The sequence below is a fragment of the uncultured Vagococcus sp. genome, assembly GCF_963518325.1.
GTDB lineage: Bacteria > Bacillota > Bacilli > Lactobacillales > Vagococcaceae > Vagococcus_D.
In genome coordinates, this window is the sequence record NZ_CAUQJB010000010.1 from 25,695 (window position 1) to 42,903 (window position 17,209).

The window sequence follows — 17,209 nt, forward strand, 5'->3', positions numbered from 1 at the left end:
ACGTGGCAGAAGAAGAAATAATTAATGAATTAGATGATAAAGCAAAAGAATACGACGCCAGTCAGATTCAAGTCTTAGAAGGCTTAGAGGCCGTAAGAAAGCGCCCAGGAATGTATATTGGCTCAACTAGTGGACAAGGGTTGCACCATTTAGTATGGGAAATTGTCGATAACTCAATCGATGAAGCTTTGGCAGGTTACTGTACAGAGATTAATCTGATTATTGAAGAAGACGGCAGTATTACCGTTATTGATAACGGACGAGGAATCCCCGTCGGTATTCAAGAAAAGACAGGGCGTCCAGCCGTGGAGACTGTATTAACGGTCTTGCATGCTGGTGGTAAATTTGGTGGAGGCGGCTATAAAGTATCTGGAGGCCTCCATGGTGTAGGCTCTTCTGTTGTGAATGCTTTATCCACTAAATTGGAAGTTAAAGTCTACACAGATGGTAAAATCCATTACCAAGAATTCCATAAAGGGAAAATTGTCAATGATTTAAAAGTCATTGGTGAAACCGATCGTCACGGCACAACGATTCATTTTGTACCAGATCCAGAAATCTTTACGGAAACGGTGGAATTTGAATACGAAAAATTAGCAACTCGCGTCCGTGAATTAGCCTTTCTAAATCGCGGATTAAAATTAACAATTGAAGACAAACGAGCAGAAAATCCTCAAATTCGCGAATATCATTACGATGGTGGGATTAAGAGCTATGTAGAACATTTAAATGCCACTAAAACCGTCTTGTTTGATGAGCCAATTTATACAGAAGGTGAGCAACAAGAGATTACGGTGGAAGTAGCGATTCAATATACTGATGGTTATCACACCAATTTGCTGAGTTTTGCTAACAATATTCATACTTATGAAGGTGGAACCCATGAATTTGGTTTCAGAACGGCTTTAACACGTGTGATTAATGATTATGGTCGCAAACAAAAAATTATCAAAGAAAATGAAGAAAATTTAAGTGGGGAAGATGTCCGTGAGGGAATCACTGCAGTTATTTCCATCAAACATCCAGATCCTCAGTTTGAAGGACAAACTAAAACAAAGTTGGGTAACTCAGAAGTGCGGACGGTTACCGATCGCTTATTCTCTGAAGCCTTTAATAAATTTTTAATGGAAAACCCAACAGTGGCTAAAAAAGTCGTTGAAAAAGGTGTTCTGGCTGCTAAAGCAAGGATGGCAGCTAAACGTGCTCGGGAGATGACCCGCCGCAAAGGTGTGTTGGAAATCAGTAACTTACCTGGTAAGTTAGCCGATTGTTCCAGCCGTGACCCTGAGAAGACCGAGCTCTTTATCGTCGAAGGAGATTCCGCCGGAGGTTCTGCGAAGCAAGGTCGTAGTCGTGAGTATCAAGCGATTCTACCGATTCGTGGGAAAATCCTTAACGTTGAAAAAGCAACTATGGACAAGATTTTAGCCAATGAAGAAATTCGATCATTGTTTACAGCTATGGGAACTGGTTTTGGCGAAGAGTTTGATGTATCAAAAGCTCGTTATCACAAATTAGTTATTATGACCGATGCCGATGTCGATGGGGCTCATATCCGAACACTGTTATTAACGCTGTTTTATCGCTTTATGCGTCCTGTTGTGGAAGCGGGCTATGTTTATATTGCCCAACCGCCTTTGTATGGGATTAAACAAGGAAAAAATATTACGTACATCCAACCGGGGAAAAATGCCGAAGAGGATTTAGCTAATACGATTGCCAGTTTACCAGCCTCACCTAAACCAAGTGTTCAGCGCTATAAAGGTTTGGGTGAGATGGATGACCATCAATTGTGGGAAACGACAATGGATCCTGATAATCGCTTAATGTTGCGTGTCACAGTTGACGACGCCATTCGGGCCGATCAAGTGTTTGAAATGTTAATGGGTGATAAAGTAGAGCCACGCCGTAATTTTATCGAAGAAAATGCGCGTTACGTAAAAAATCTGGATATTTAATCAAGATCAAATTACCTTTTCTGACAGGTTGTGAGAGAAGGTAATCTGACTAATGAATTCTGGCTTTTTTGCCTCAGCTCTTGGCGTTAAAAAGTTTGTTAAAAAGGAGAAGCTTTCATGACAGATGAAGTAAAAGTAAATATAAAAGATGTCAATCTAACAAGTGAAATGGAAGACTCGTTTATTGACTATGCAATGAGTGTTATTGTGTCACGTGCTCTTCCAGATGTTAGAGATGGCTTAAAACCAGTCCACCGTCGAATTTTATATGGGATGAATGATCTAGGGGTAACACCTGATAAGCCGCATAAAAAATCAGCGCGGATTGTTGGGGATGTTATGGGTAAGTATCATCCTCATGGTGATAGTGCGATCTACGAATCAATGGTTCGGATGGCTCAACCCTTTAGTTTCCGTCAAATGTTAGTGGATGGTCATGGTAACTTTGGTTCTGTCGATGGCGATGGCGCAGCGGCTATGCGTTATACAGAGGCTAGAATGAGTAAAATTGCTTTGGAAATGCTGCGTGATATTAATAAAGATACCGTTGATTTTGGGAATAACTATGATGAAACTGAGCGAGAACCTTTGGTTTTACCGGCTCGTTTCCCGAATTTATTAGTCAATGGAACGACAGGAATTGCCGTAGGGATGGCGACAAATATTCCGCCACATAATTTAGGAGAAGTCATTGATGCTACGATGTTAGTGATGGACAATCCCGAAGTAACCACTGCTGAATTGATGGAAGTTTTACCAGGACCGGATTTTCCAACTGGTGGGTTAGTCATGGGGAAATCAGGTATTCGTCGCGCTTATGAAACAGGTAAGGGATCAATTACCGTTCGCTCTAAAGTAGAGATTGAAGAGATGAAAAATGGTAAGGAACGGATTATTGTGACAGAAATTCCTTACATGGTTAATAAAGCTAAATTAATCGAGCGAATTGCAGAATTAAGCCGTGAAAAACGGGTTGAAGGAATGACGGATTTACGAGATGAGTCTTCTCGTGAAGGTATGCGAATCGTGATTGAAGTTCGTCGTGACGTTAGCGCTTCTGTTATTTTAAATAATTTATTTAAATTAACGGCCTTACAAAATTCATTTGGGTTTAATATGCTGGCGATTGTAAATGGGGAACCTAAAATTTTAGGCTTGAAACCTATTTTAACGCATTATATCAAACATCAGGAAGAAGTTATTCGTCGTCGAACTGAATTTGATAAGAAAAAAGCAGAAGCAAGAGCTCACATCTTAGAAGGATTGCGAATTGCATTAGATCACATTGATGAAATTATTAAAGTCATTCGCGCCTCACAGTCCGATGATGTAGCAAAAGCGGCTTTAATTGAACAATTTGCCTTGTCCGATCGTCAGGCTCAAGCTATTTTAGACATGCGTCTCCGCCGTCTAACCGGTTTGGAACGGGATAAAATTGAAAAAGAATATCAAGAATTATTGGAATTTATTGCAGATTTAACGGATATTCTAGCTAATCATCACCGTGTCGTAGAAATCATTCAAACGGAGTTACAAGAAGTGAAAGACCGGTACAATGATCCTCGTCGAACTGAATTATTAGTTGGTGAAGTGCTAAGCTTAGAAGATGAAGATTTAATCGAAGAAGAAGATATCGTCATTACCTTAACTCACAACGGTTATATTAAACGGTTGGCTAATTCTGAATTTAGAAGCCAAAAACGTGGTGGCCGTGGGGTGCAAGGAATGGGAATGCATGATGATGACTTTGTGGAAAACCTTGTGTCATGTTCCACTCACGATAATCTGTTGTTCTTTACAAATAACGGAAAAGTGTACCAAGCTAAAGGGTATGAAATTCCTGAATATGGCCGAACAGCCAAAGGAATTCCAATTATAAACTTACTTGGAATTGATTCTTCTGAAAAGATTGAAGCAATTATCAGCGTAAGTGGCAAAGCAGAAGATGGTCACTTCCTGTTCTTTACAACCCGTAAAGGAATTGTAAAACGAACATCAGTTACTGCCTTTGCTAATATTCGTAGCAATGGTCTGATTGCCATCGGACTTCGTGAAGACGATGAACTGATTAATGTCACTGTTACAGATGGTACTAAAAATATCATCATAGGAACTCACTCAGGCTATTCTGTGACCTTTGATGAGAATGATGTGCGGGACATGGGTAGAACGGCTACAGGGGTTCGTGGCGTCCGTCTGAGAGACGATGACTATGTGGTTGGCATGGATATTCTCGAAGAAGGTAAAGAAGTGCTGGTCATAACTGAAAATGGCTATGGCAAACGAACCAACTGGGAAGAATATCCAGTTAAAGGTCGAGGTGGTAAAGGGATTAAAACAGCCAATATTACCACTAAAAACGGTCCACTAGCTGGGTTGACAACTGTTACCGGTGAAGAAGACATCTTGTTAATCACCAATAAAGGCGTCATCATTCGTTTTGGTGTTGAATCAGTATCGCAAACTGGTCGAGCAACTCAAGGCGTACGCTTGATTCGTTTGGAAGAAGATGCGATTGTTTCCACTATGGCTAAGGTAGAGCCAGAGGAAGTTGAAGAAGTGGCTGTACTGCCAACTACTGAGACACCGACTGAAGGAAGTACAACAGAATAACTTAATTTGGGGCAGGGAGATATTCCCTGTCTCTTTTTGGCAAATTATAAAAAGTGCTGGTTGTCGAATCAGGATAGATTGGCTTTAAAAGATAATAATCCTTGATTTTCCAAGTTTTTCTTGATTTTTTCTTAATAAAATAGTATAGTATAAAGATGTGAGTAATCTATTTTAGATAACTCTCCTTGCCCTATATTGAGATAGGGCCAAAGTCCATAAGGAGGTGAACTATCAATGAGTCAAGTAACGAATTATGAAGTTATGTATATCATTCGTCCGAACATTGATGAAGAAGCTAAAACAGTATTAGTTGATCGTTTTGATGCAATTCTTAAAGACAACGGTGCTGAAATTTTAGAATCTAAAGATTGGGAAAAACGTCGTTTAGCGTATGAAATCAAAGATTTCCGCGAAGGCATCTACCATATCATTAAAGTTTCTTCAACAAATGCTGATGGAATCAATGAGTTTGACCGTTTAGCTAAAATCAATGACGATATTATCCGTCATATGATCGTTAAAGAAGAGAACTAAAATGTTTCACGTGAAACATTAAGATGAGAAAGGGGATGAAGATTTGATTAACAATGTTGTACTTGTCGGCCGTTTGACAAAAGATCCAGATCTACGTTATACATCAAGTGGTTCTGCTGTTGCTACCTTCACTTTAGCTGTAAACAGAAGCTTTACAAACCAAAGTGGTGATAGAGAAGCAGATTTCATTAATTGTGTAATCTGGAGAAAACCTGCGGAAACTTTAGCTAACTTCACTCGTAAAGGTTCCTTGATAGGTGCTGTAGGACGAATTCAAACTCGTAACTATGAGAACCAACAAGGTCAAAGAGTCTATGTGACGGAAGTCGTATGTGACAATTTCCAAATGTTAGAATCTAAGAATGCCAATGAGCAAAGAAAACAAGAGCCTGCTGGTGGTAATCAAAGCCAAGGTGGCGGTGGTTATCAACAACAAAGTAATCAATCATTTGACCAATCTTCATCATCCCAACAAAAAGATATGCCAGATTTTGGTCGTGATGCAGCAGCTGATCCATTCGGCTCCGCTTCACAAATCGACATATCAGATGATGATTTACCATTCTAAAATTGAACAGGAGGGAAAATGATGGCTCAACAAAGAAGAGGCGGAAAAAGAAGACGTAAGGTTTGTTATTTCTGTGCCAATCATGTAGACCACGTTGACTATAAAAATGTAGAATTGCTTAAAAGCAGATTTATCTCTGAAAGAGGTAAAATTTTACCACGTCGTGTAACTGGCACTTGTGCTAAACACCAACGTACGTTAACAGTAGCAATTAAACGCGCACGCATTATGGGATTACTTCCATTCGTAGGCGAAGAAAATTAATTATTAAGACAATGCTAACTAGCATTGTCTTTTTTTATGCGTTGATTTTTGAATGAATGGTTTGATTTTATGACACAATAAGTGATGAACATAATCATTTCTAGTAGTCTTTTGTTCACATCGAAAGACGTATATAAAATAATAAGAGCAACGGCAGCCATTCTAATTGCAATCTACAATCTGAGTAGAGAAGAAAAATAATGTTTTGAAGTGATCATAAAAACTAATTTTTAAAGAGACCAGATGAACTTGAACTGATACTCCTATCTCTTGATTTAGTTTCAACCACATAAACGTCATACTTATTATTTTCTTACTACTCTAGCTCAAATCCCCTATGTAAGTAGGAAGAAAATTTTAATGGAGGCTGACAGCTATTTAGAAAGAAAATTCAGTTTTATGGGAAACATATGTCATTCTTTAATCGTCAGTTTAAATCTAACTTTGAGGCACTACTGCATAACTTTTGTTGTTCTTAATATTTAAGCAACGGTAGTACACTTAAATTTGTCACTGTTTTATTTCAGAGTTGCAGGGACCTCGACTGACTTCTCTTATTAATGTAAAAAAATCATTAGATATCCGTTTAGTTTTGAGTAGCGGTCTGTGTTTTTACAATGCCATCCCATCATCTTTTAGAACTTTTAAAGATAGAAGTGACAGTACAAGTGTATCAATCATTAAACTGGCTTCAGAAGTCAACAAAATTCAACTTCTTTCATTTTTTTGAAATGACTTAGTTCATGATATAATAAGACTCTTACTTCATTTAACAGATAAGCTAATATTTTTAGGCGAGTCAAATGACTGATCAAGATTAAACCATAGGTAAGTTAGTTTAATTGTCTTTTGGAAATAGTTCGTTAAAATGATTAAACTTAATATATTCTGAGAGAAGTCAGAAAGTTAAACCTGTGGATAAGTTTATTTGACCGTTCCTTTGGGGTTCTTTTTAGTTATCCACTGTGGAAAACTAATTAAGGTGCCGTTTCAATAATTGTGGATAAGTTTTTAGAGTTGAAACGTGATGATAGTCATCAAGAGGGTTGTAACAGATGGTGTGATTCTTCTAAAGTTGGTTATTAGGGTTAAAACGATAAGCACAGCTTTCAATCAGTCCTTTCCTTTGAGAAACACGACACAGTGTTCTGAACTCTATTGGGCTTGTTTGAATGCGTTACTTCGTTTTCTGTTATTCTAGTAAAAAAAATTGAAAGAATGATGGTAGTGGGTTAAGGTTGTTTCATAAGTGAAATGGATGAATGGCTAATTAATTGATAAAATATATAGAAACGGATCTTTTTTTAATTTTTAGAATTCTAATCGTAATAGTTAAGGTTTCAAGGTGTACTAGAAATTTAATAAGTTAACTAAACAATTTGGCCTATATTCCTGAGTTGTTCAGCTCGACGTGCTTAAGACTGAGGATTTTTTTGATTATTTTAATAGTAGAAGTTAGTTGGATAGAAAGTTACATAGACTTTTAGTCCGTTACTGTTTCTTTTTCTATTATTTCCTGAAAATCAGATTCACGTGGCCAATAAAGATTAGATAGTAGGTGTCTAAGTTTCTATGTGTATTTTTTATTATGAATAGAAGGAATTAGCAAGGGAACATATAAAGCAAACACTCCATAATTTAACTTGATGTTTAAAACTTAGAATGTATAATACTTTTTCTTTAGCCTAGCTAGTGTCCAGCATAGCTTATCAATACCTAAAAGAATTTGGTTATGTCTTGATGTTAATAGATGAAGCTTTTTATAGAGAATGAGGGGAGTCCAATCAGAAATTTTAATTTAGGCAGCAGAATGTTAGATTAATATCGCTTTCCAAAATGTTTCACGTGAAACATTTGATGGTTTGATATGACTGATTGAAGGAGCTGATAATTCTTATTTGAGGTACTCGGAAATTGTGGTAGAATAGAAGAGTAACGTAACAAGTAACTCGACATATAGAGTAATTAATATATAGAGGAGTGTTTGATTTATGAAAGTTATTTTTACTAAAGATCTTAAAGGCCAAGGTAAAAAAGGGGAAGTTAAGGAAGTGGCTTCGGGCTACGCTCAGAACTTCTTAATTAAAAATGGGTATGCTAAAGAAGCTACTACAGGTAATGTTAGTGAACTGGCTGCTCAGAAAAAAGCTAAACAAAAACAAGATGAAGAAATCAAGCAAGAAGCAGTAGCATTAAAAGGGAAACTTGAAGAAGAAGGTTTTGAAGTCTTAATAAAGGCTAAAGCTGGTGAGGATGGTCGTTTATTTGGATCCATCCCTTCAAAACAAGTCACTGATGCATTAAAGAAACAGCATGATATTAAATTAGATAAACGCAAAATGGATTTGCCTCAACCAATTAGAACGTTAGGCTACAGCAACGTACCTGTTAAACTGCATCATGAAGTAATGGCTGTCTTAAGAGTCCACGTTGTAACGGAGTAAAGCGAATAAATTTATTCGCTTTTTCCTTTTGATCATAATTTTCTAAATGTATAGAAGAAAGTAGTTATTCTTAATAAGTTTATGAGTGTCGGTGAGCTACCCGTTCTGGGAAAAGATAACTATAATGATGACTTTTAGCGTGAGCAGTAACTTACTATCTCTTTAGATTTAAAAAATAGTTGATCACGACTATCTATTGAGAAATATGTCTCTGCAAGTTAAAGTTTAGATCTAGTTTCACGAACCCTAGCAGACATTTAGGCTAAAGTTGAAAATACATCGCGTCACTTAAATAGTTTGTTATTTTCTTTCAAGGTTGAGCGATTTGCGAAGCTTTTCTTAATTGAAGCAAGAAAATTCGTTTTAGCATGAAATAAGCTGAAGCGTGAAATAGGAGAGACAGTGAATGAATGAAGTAATGCAAGACAGAGTTCCACCACAAAATATTGAAGCCGAACAAGCTGTCTTAGGATCAATATTTTTAGATGCAGAGTCCATCATTGAAGCAATGGAATATATCGAAACTAAAGATTTTTATCGCCGAAGTCACCAGTTGATTTTTGAAACCATGTTGAACTTAAATAATCGTAGCGAAGCGATAGATGTCATTACGGTCAAAGACCAATTGGAAAATCAAAAACTAGTAGAAGATGTGGGCGGATTATCATATTTATCAGAATTGGCTTTAGCAGTTCCAACTGCGGCTAATATTGTTCACTACGCCAAAATAGTTGAACAAAAATCTCTACTGCGTAATTTGATTCAAACAGCAACTGATATTGTTAGTCAGGGCTTTGAGCAAGGTGAAGAAGTTGAGTCTATTTTAGATGAAGCTGAGCGTCGCATTTTAGAAGTTTCTGAAAAAAGAAACCGCAGTGGCTTCCTATCGATATCAGAAGTCTTGAATACAACCTTTGCGGAAATCGATCGACTGTCCCAACAAGAGGAAGAAATCACCGGCATTCCCACAGGTTACCATGCCTTGGATAAAATGACAGCAGGCCTACAACCAGAAGAGCTAATTATCCTGGCTGCTCGTCCAGCCGTAGGGAAAACCGCTTTTGCTTTGAATATTGCTCAAAATATTGGCACAAAGACGGATCATTCAGTCGCCATCTTTAGCCTTGAGATGGGGGCCAGTTCATTGGTTAACCGGATGTTGTGTGCTGAAGGAACAATTGAGGCATCACATTTAAGAACAGGTCAGTTAAATGAAGAAGAATGGCAAAATTTAATCATGGCTATGGGAAGTTTATCAAAGGCTAATATTTACATTGATGATACACCCGGTATCAAAATTTCTGAAATCAGAGCGAAATGCCGGAAGTTGCATCAGGAACGTGGAAATCTTGGTTTAATTTTAATTGATTACTTGCAACTTATTGAGGGGACAGGTAAAGAGAACAGACAACAAGAAGTATCTGAAATTTCCCGTCAATTAAAAAAATTAGCCAAGGAACTAAAAGTGCCTGTAATTGCCTTATCTCAGTTATCTCGTGGTGTTGAACAACGTCAAGATAAACGCCCTGTTTTATCTGATATTCGTGAGTCAGGTTCAATTGAGCAGGATGCGGATATTGTTGCCTTTCTTTATCGTGATGATTATTATCGCGATGAAGAGGGGGAAGATTCAGGCGAAGAAAAAGAAGATAATAATATCATTGAAGTCATTATTGAAAAAAACCGGAGTGGCGCACGGGGAACAGTGGAATTGCTATTTATTAAGGAATATAATAAGTTTTCCTCTTTATCAACACGTGAAGAATTTTAATGTTCGTGTTTTAGCGCGTTTAAAACGTCTTTTTTATAATAATTCGACTTTATTGGCTTTTAAACACGAAATAGGCGATAAATGTTCGCTTATAACTTGATTTTATAAGTATGGCTTGTTAGAATGAACAAGGACTTAAAAAAAAGAATGAGGTGTTCAGATGTCATCAGTAGTTGTAGTTGGTACACAGTGGGGCGATGAAGGTAAAGGCAAGATTACAGATTTTTTAAGTGAAAATGCGGAAGTTATTGCTCGTTATCAAGGTGGAGACAACGCCGGACACACAATAAAATTTGATGGTGTGACTTACAAGTTACAATTAATCCCATCTGGAATTTTTTATAAAGATAAAATTAGTGTCATCGGTAATGGTGTTGTAGTTAACCCGAAATCAATCGTGAGAGAGATTAATTATTTGGCTGATAAAGGTGTGACAACTGATAACTTACGGATTTCTGATCGTGCTCATGTTATTTTACCTTATCACATTTTATTGGACACGCTGCAAGAGGAATCTAAAGGCGACAATAAGATCGGTACTACTAATAAGGGGATTGGTCCTGCATACATGGACAAAGCAGCTCGAATTGGCATTCGGATGGCAGATTTATTAGATAAAGAAATCTTTGAAGAACGCCTGAGAATCAATTTAGAAGAAAAAAACCGAGTCTTTACTAAGATGTATGATGCTGAGCCACTTAATTTTGATGATATTTTTGAAGAGTATTATGAATACGGCCAACTAATTAAAAATTATGTTACTGATACGTCCGTTATTTTAAATGACGCATTAGACAATGGCAAACGGGTTCTTTTTGAAGGTGCTCAAGGGGTTATGTTAGATATCGACCAAGGAACCTACCCCTATGTGACATCTTCTAACCCTGTAGCTGGAGGTGTGACAATTGGTAGTGGTGTCGGTCCGTCTAAAATTGACAAAGTAGTAGGTGTTTGTAAGGCATACACATCACGAGTTGGTGATGGGCCATTTCCTACTGAGTTATTTGACGAAACCGGCGACCGTATCAGAAAAATTGGCCGTGAGTTTGGAACCGTAACAGGACGTCCACGTCGTGTTGGCTGGTTTGATACGGTTGTTATGCGTCATTCCAAACGTGTATCAGGGATTACTAATTTATCCCTTAACTCGATTGACGTTTTAAGTGGTCTGCCAACGGTTAAAATTTGTACAGCTTACGAGTTAGATGGTAAGGAAATTTACCATTATCCAGCAAGTTTGAAAGAATTAGCTCGTTGCAAACCTATTTTTGAAGAATTACCAGGTTGGGAAGAAGATATTACTGGCTGTAAGACATTAGCTGAATTGCCAGAAAATGCACGAAATTACGTTCACCGGGTATCTGAATTAGTAGGAGTAAGAGTGTCGACCTTTTCTGTAGGCCCAGATCGTAATCAAACAAATGTCTTAGAAAGTGTTTGGGCACAAATTTAATTGATTTATGAAGGAGGGGACAAATTGTCTTCCTCCTTTTTGCGATTGTTCCACGTGTATCTTGTTTTCTATCTATGCTATAATTAACGACAAAGGAGGCGAGGTTTTGGGAACACAGTTTGATTTAATGACAGATTCTTGCTGCGATTTACCCTATGAGTATTTGGCAGAGAATCAGGTTCAGTTTGTGAGTATGATTATTAATTTAGATGATAAAGAATACATTGATGATCTCGGTGAAAACTTTGATTATGAGTGGTTTATGAATGAATTAAAGAATGGCAAGATGCCATCAACGTCACAAATTAATATGGGCACTTATTTAGAGATTTTTAAAAATTATATTGGCAGTGACCGGCCGTTATTGTATCTGTGTTTTTCATCGGCTTTAAGTGGGTCTTATAATAATGCAGTCATGGCGTTGGAATCATTAAAAGAAGAATATGGTAATGTGCCAATTACCATTGTTGACACAAAAGCAGCATGCTTAGGAGAAGGTCTACTGGTTCATGAAGTGATTCAATTGAGAAATGCTGGCCAAAATTTAGAGTCTGTTCAAGAATGGCTAACTAATAATGTTATGAAAGTTCATTCATGGGTAACGGTTAATGATTTAAACCATCTGGAGCGTGGTGGCAGGATTTCTAAAACAGCAGCAGCAGTAGGTGGCTTAATTAAAATTAAACCGATCATCGTGGTTGATAACCAAGGACGGCTGATTAATGTAGGTAAAGTGAGAGGCCGTCGTCACTCATTAAAAAAATTAGTGGATGAAACCTGTCGTGGAATTGTCAATAGTGAGACTCAAACGATCTATATAGCTTATGCCGGCGATTTAGAGGCAGGAGAGGCGGTTAAAGAAGCCTTGGCCAAGCAATTAACCTTTAAGGACATTCAACTGCTTAGAATGGGTCCTACGATTGCTAGTCACACAGGTTATGGGGCAATTGCGGTTTTCTCATTTGGCCAAGAACGATAATTTCTACAGGTCGAAGAGCAGTGAGCTGACATACTGTTTATAGTGTATTCGTTAAAAAAGAAGAGGTTGGGACAGTTTAAACATGTCCTAACCTCTTCTTTTTTGTTAGTTGCTAAATATTTCTTTAACCCGAGCCTGAATTTCTTTATTCTCAAGGAATTCGTCGTAAGTTGTTTCGGCACGATCGACAACCCCTTTATCAGAAATCGCAATGACGCGGTTTGCTAATGTTTGAATAAACTGGTGATCATGTGAAGCAAATAAAATGGAGCCTTTAAAAGCGATTAGACCATCGTTAAGTGCTGTGATTGATTCCAGGTCCAAATGATTCGTAGGATCGTCTAGAACTAAAACGTTGGCTTTTGAGAGCATTAATTTAGATAACATGCAGCGAACTTTCTCGCCACCGGAAAGGACATTAACAGGTTTCATAACATCTTCTCCAGAGAACAGCATTCTTCCTAGGAAACTACGTAGGAAAGTATTGTCGTCTTCCTCTTTGCCAGCATACTGACGCAACCAATCCACGATCGCTTGCTCATTGCCTTCGAATTCATTGGAGTTATCTTTTGGTAAATAGGCTTGAGAAGTGGTAACACCCCATTTAACCGAACCGGAATCAGGCTCCATTTCGCCAGTTAGAATTTTAAAGAGCACAGTTGGGACTAAATCATTAGTGGCAACAAAGGCAACTTTGTCGTCCTTTGTTAAGGTGAACGAAATGTTATCCAAGATTTTTTTGCCGTCAATTGTTTTTGAGATATTCTCGACAGTTAATAAATCATTGCCAATTTCACGCTCTGGACTAAAGCCAACAAAGGGATAGCGGCGTGAAGAAGGCTGAATATCATCAAGGGTAATTTTTTCAAGCATTTTCTTACGAGAAGTCGCTTGTTTAGATTTAGACGCATTAGCACTAAAGCGAGCGATAAAGTCTTGCAATTCCTTGACTTTTTCTTCTTTTTTAGAGTTTTGGTCAGCTTGTAATTTAGAAGCTAATTGACTTGATTCCAACCAGAAATCATAATTTCCAACATAAAGTTGAATTTTACCGAAGTCTAAATCGGCCATATGGGTACATACCTTGTTTAAGAAATGACGGTCATGGGAGACAACGATAACGGTATTTTCAAAATTGATTAAAAATTCTTCCAGCCAAGCGATGGATTGTGTGTCGAGACCATTTGTCGGCTCATCTAACAGTAAGACATCGGGCTTGCCAAAAAGTGCTTGGGCCAGTAATACTTTGACCTTTTGGCCAGCTGTTAATTCAGCCATTTTCAAATCATGGAGGTCAGCAGGAATGTTTAAGCCTTGCAATAACATAGCGGCTTCTGGTTCAGCTTCCCAACCGTTTAGTTCAGCGAATTCGCCTTCTAATTCAGCCGCTTTAATGCCATCTTCATCAGTGAAATCCTCTTTCATATAAACCGCATCTTTTTCTTGCATGACTTCGAACAGTCGTTTATGACCCATCATCACAGTAGCTAAAACAGTTTGATCTTCATAATCGAAGTGGTTCTGCTTTAAGGTTGCCATCCGCTCGTCAGGTCCCAAGGTAATCGACCCAGTTGACGCATCGATGGAGCCTTCAAGGACTTTTAGGAACGTCGACTTTCCAGCACCATTGGCACCGATTAAGCCGTAACAGTTGCCGGGCGTAAATTTGATATTAACATCTTCAAATAACTTACGATCGGGTAATTGTAAACTAACATTTGATACAGTAATCATATATTTCCTCAATTCTGATAATTTTATCTCTATTTTCTAGATAGACCTCCTTGCATTATATCGAGGAATGGCGGTAATTACAACCTTTATAGCAAGTTGTTGAGGGGAAAAGAAAGGATTTTAGAAATTATTATGAAAATAAGCGAAAATATCAACTGTTTCACTTTTTTTAGCTGTAAAGTGTTACTTTTTAAACAGCGGGAAGATGTTATAATGACAATAAGAATAAATAGTTGAAAGAGGTGTCCCATGAAATTTACTGAATTTGTTTATGAACGACCGGACTATGAGGCTGTTAAGGAGGAAATGACTCGTCAAGTTGCGGCACTGAAAAAAGCTGATGCTCAGACAGTCGTTGAGATAGCAGAAACAATCAACCAGATTCACAGTCAATTTAGTTCGATGGAAGTCTTGGGGATGATTCGTCATTCGATTGATACGGCCAATGATTTTTACAGTCAGGAAAACGATTATTGGAATGAGTATGGGCCGTTGTATGAAGAATTATTAAGTGATTATTATCAAGCCATGTTAGCATCGCCCTATCAAGAGCTTAGGAAGGCATTTCCAAAGACTTTTTTTCTGATGGCGGAAAATAAAGCCAAAACCTTCTCATCCAAAATTATTGAATTACGACAGCGTGAGAATCAATTGGTCAGCGAGTACGATAAATTAATAGCTTCTGCAGAAGTAACTTTTGATGGCAAACAATTAACATTGCCGCAATTGGGTCCCTATCGTGAACACGAGAACCGAGAAATACGGCGTCAGGCCACCTTGGCTCACAGTGCTTATTATGCCTCGCAAGAAGAGACAATAGACGATCTTTTTGATCAGTTAGTGGAAGTTCGGACGAAGATGGCTCAAACATTGGGCTTTAAAGATTATGTTGAAATGAGTTATCGGATCATGAATCGCTTTGATTACGATCGCGAAATGGTGGAAGTATATCGACAGGAGATTTTAAGTCAAGTGGTGCCATTAGCCCAAAAATTATATGAACGACAGGCTAATCGCTTAGATTTGGCCACCTTGGCCCATTACGACCTACCTTTGGAATACCTGACAGGTAATGCGACTCCCAAAGGAACACCAGCTGAAATCGTTCAAAAAGGATTGCAGATGTATCGGGAATTATCACCTGAAACAGGGGAGTTTATGGCTACGATGGTTAAAGGAGAATTACTGGATTTATTAAGTAAACCAGGTAAGCAAAGTGGTGGTTATTGTGACTATATCCCGAAAGATCAAGCGCCATTTATTTTTGCGAATTTTAACGGCACATCAGGAGATATAGATGTGTTAACCCACGAGGCGGGCCACGCCTTCCAAGTCTATCAATCACGTTGGATTCAGCAGCCGGAATGTGTCTTTCCAACTTATGAAAGCTGTGAGATTCATTCCATGAGTATGGAGTTTTTTACTTGGCCTTGGATGCATTTGTTTTTTGAAGAACAAACGGCTAAGTATCAGTATTCTCATTTGGCTGGAGCCGTTAAATTTCTGCCTTATGGCGTGTTAGTTGATCATTTCCAACACGAAGTTTATGGTCGACCTAACCTGACACCAGCAGAGCGGAAGACGGTTTGGCGCCAGTTAGAAAAGATGTACTGCCCAGAACGACATTATGAGGAAGACCCATTCTTGGAAAAAGGAACGTATTGGTTCAGGCAAGGACATATTTTCGCCTCACCATTTTATTACATTGATTATACGTTAGCCCAAGTTTGCGCCTTCCAATTTTGGAAAAGAAGTCAGGTGGATAAAGAGTTACAAGCGTGGTCAGACTACCTGGCAATCTGCCAAGTAGGCGGTACAAAAACCTTCTTGGAAATTATCGAATTAGCTAATTTGACCTCGCCCTTTGAAAAAGGCTCATTGGCTCAAGTGATGTCTGCCATCGATGAGTATTTAAGTGCTGTTGACGATACCCAATTGTAAGAAGCGTGAGGGCTGGGAGTAGTTGCCCAGTCCTCACGAGTATTTGGAATGAAAACTGGCAGTAAAGACTTATTTGAGGTAAACTAGAAAAATAGCAGTGTTAAAAATAGTCAGAAGGAGTTTGTCTATGTCAATTAAATTAGTGGCCATTGATATCGATGGTACGTTACTAAATTCAAATAAGGAAATTACGGATAAAACGAAAGAGGTCATTGCAGAAGCTAAGGCACGGGGAATTAAAATTGTGTTGGCAACTGGTCGTCCTTATCCAGGTGTTTTAACATCGCTAAAAGAGTTGAACTTGGAAGAGGCAGGCGACTACGTTATAACTTACAACGGGTCTTTGGTTCAAGCCAGCGACACTCAGGAAACGGTTGTCTCCTATGGATTAACATTTGAAGACTTTATCGAAATCGAAGCCATGTCTCGTCAAGTAGGCTCTCATTTACATACGATTGACAGGGAGCATATTTATACCGCCAATCACCATATTAGTCCCTATACCATTCACGAAGTTGGTTTGACAGGAATGCCACTTTATTACCGTTCAATTGATCAGATGACAGCGGATATGACAATTGTCAAAATGATGATGATTGATGAACCAGCTGTTTTGGATGAGGCAATCACCAAGATACCCACTTGGTTTAAAGAAAAGTATACCACGGCTAAAAGTGCAGATTTTTATTATGAAGTATTAAATAAAAAAGCCAATAAAGGTCAAGCTTTACATGAATTGGCTCAACATTTAGGGATTGAACAAGAGGAAACCATGGCAATCGGGGATAACGAAAATGATTTGGCCATGGTTGAATATGCCGGTTTGGGTGTGGCAATGGCCAATGCTGTGCCAGTATTAAAGGCGGCAGCAGATGTGGAAACAGGTTCAAATGATCAAGATGGGGTTGCGCAGGCAATCATCACGCATGCATTTAGTTAGGGGTGATAAA

12 protein-coding genes are annotated in these 17,209 nt (G+C 38.3%); 11 read left to right on the forward strand and 1 reads right to left on the reverse strand.

Annotated features, from left to right (window positions below):
• Positions 1–2: 2 nt before the first annotated feature.
• From gyrB to RWN13_RS10180, 9 genes are all read left to right on the forward strand, one after another.
• Positions 3–1,958 (forward strand): DNA topoisomerase (ATP-hydrolyzing) subunit B, encoded by a 1,956-nt coding sequence (gene gyrB, locus RWN13_RS10140; RefSeq protein ID WP_399553650.1) that lies wholly within the window; start codon positions 3–5, stop codon positions 1,956–1,958.
• Positions 1,959–2,075: 117 nt separating this feature from the next.
• A complete protein-coding gene (gene gyrA, locus RWN13_RS10145; RefSeq protein ID WP_314062970.1) occupies positions 2,076–4,571 on the forward strand; it encodes a DNA gyrase subunit A in 2,496 nt (831 codons plus the stop codon).
• A gap of 234 nt (positions 4,572–4,805) precedes the next feature.
• Positions 4,806–5,105, forward strand: coding sequence for a 30S ribosomal protein S6 (gene rpsF / locus RWN13_RS10150; RefSeq protein WP_209527167.1), 300 nt, complete (start codon positions 4,806–4,808; stop codon positions 5,103–5,105).
• Positions 5,106–5,148: 43 nt separating this feature from the next.
• Positions 5,149–5,673 carry a single-stranded DNA-binding protein gene (gene ssb / locus RWN13_RS10155; protein ID WP_314062972.1) on the forward strand — a complete coding sequence of 175 codons (525 nt, stop codon included), beginning with the start codon at positions 5,149–5,151 and terminating at the stop codon, positions 5,671–5,673.
• Between the two features lie 21 nt (positions 5,674–5,694).
• On the forward strand, positions 5,695–5,937 hold the full coding sequence (gene rpsR / locus RWN13_RS10160) for a 30S ribosomal protein S18 (protein ID WP_209527163.1): 243 nt from the start codon (positions 5,695–5,697) through the stop codon (positions 5,935–5,937).
• Between the two features lie 1,991 nt (positions 5,938–7,928).
• Positions 7,929–8,381, forward strand: a complete 453-nt coding sequence (rplI, locus tag RWN13_RS10165) for a 50S ribosomal protein L9 (RefSeq protein WP_314062975.1) — start codon at positions 7,929–7,931, stop codon at positions 8,379–8,381.
• 406 nt (positions 8,382–8,787) lie between these two features.
• Positions 8,788–10,152: a replicative DNA helicase gene (gene dnaB / locus RWN13_RS10170; RefSeq protein WP_314062978.1), complete on the forward strand. Its 1,365-nt coding sequence runs from the start codon at positions 8,788–8,790 to the stop codon at positions 10,150–10,152.
• A 160-nt stretch (positions 10,153–10,312) separates the two neighbouring features.
• The gene (locus tag RWN13_RS10175) at positions 10,313–11,605 is read left to right on the forward strand and encodes an adenylosuccinate synthase (protein WP_314062981.1); all 1,293 of its coding nucleotides are present in this window, start codon (positions 10,313–10,315) and stop codon (positions 11,603–11,605) included.
• A gap of 127 nt (positions 11,606–11,732) precedes the next feature.
• The gene (locus RWN13_RS10180) at positions 11,733–12,584 is read left to right on the forward strand and encodes a DegV family protein (RefSeq protein WP_314063189.1); all 852 of its coding nucleotides are present in this window, start codon (positions 11,733–11,735) and stop codon (positions 12,582–12,584) included.
• Positions 12,585–12,689: 105 nt separating this feature from the next.
• Here RWN13_RS10180 and RWN13_RS10185 read toward each other — a convergent pair whose 3' ends face one another.
• On the reverse strand, positions 12,690–14,318 hold the full coding sequence (locus RWN13_RS10185; protein WP_314062983.1) for an ATP-binding cassette domain-containing protein: 1,629 nt from the start codon (positions 14,316–14,318) through the stop codon (positions 12,690–12,692).
• Positions 14,319–14,567: 249 nt separating this feature from the next.
• Here RWN13_RS10185 and RWN13_RS10190 point away from each other — a divergent pair, with 249 nt between their 5' ends.
• Together RWN13_RS10190 and yidA are read left to right on the forward strand one after the other, a co-directional pair.
• Entirely contained in the window at positions 14,568–16,259 is a 1,692-nt protein-coding gene (locus tag RWN13_RS10190; protein WP_314062985.1) for a M3 family oligoendopeptidase, read from the forward strand.
• Positions 16,260–16,386: 127 nt separating this feature from the next.
• A complete protein-coding gene (gene yidA, locus RWN13_RS10195; protein ID WP_314062988.1) occupies positions 16,387–17,199 on the forward strand; it encodes a sugar-phosphatase in 813 nt (270 codons plus the stop codon).
• The last annotated feature ends 10 nt before the right edge of the window (positions 17,200–17,209 follow it).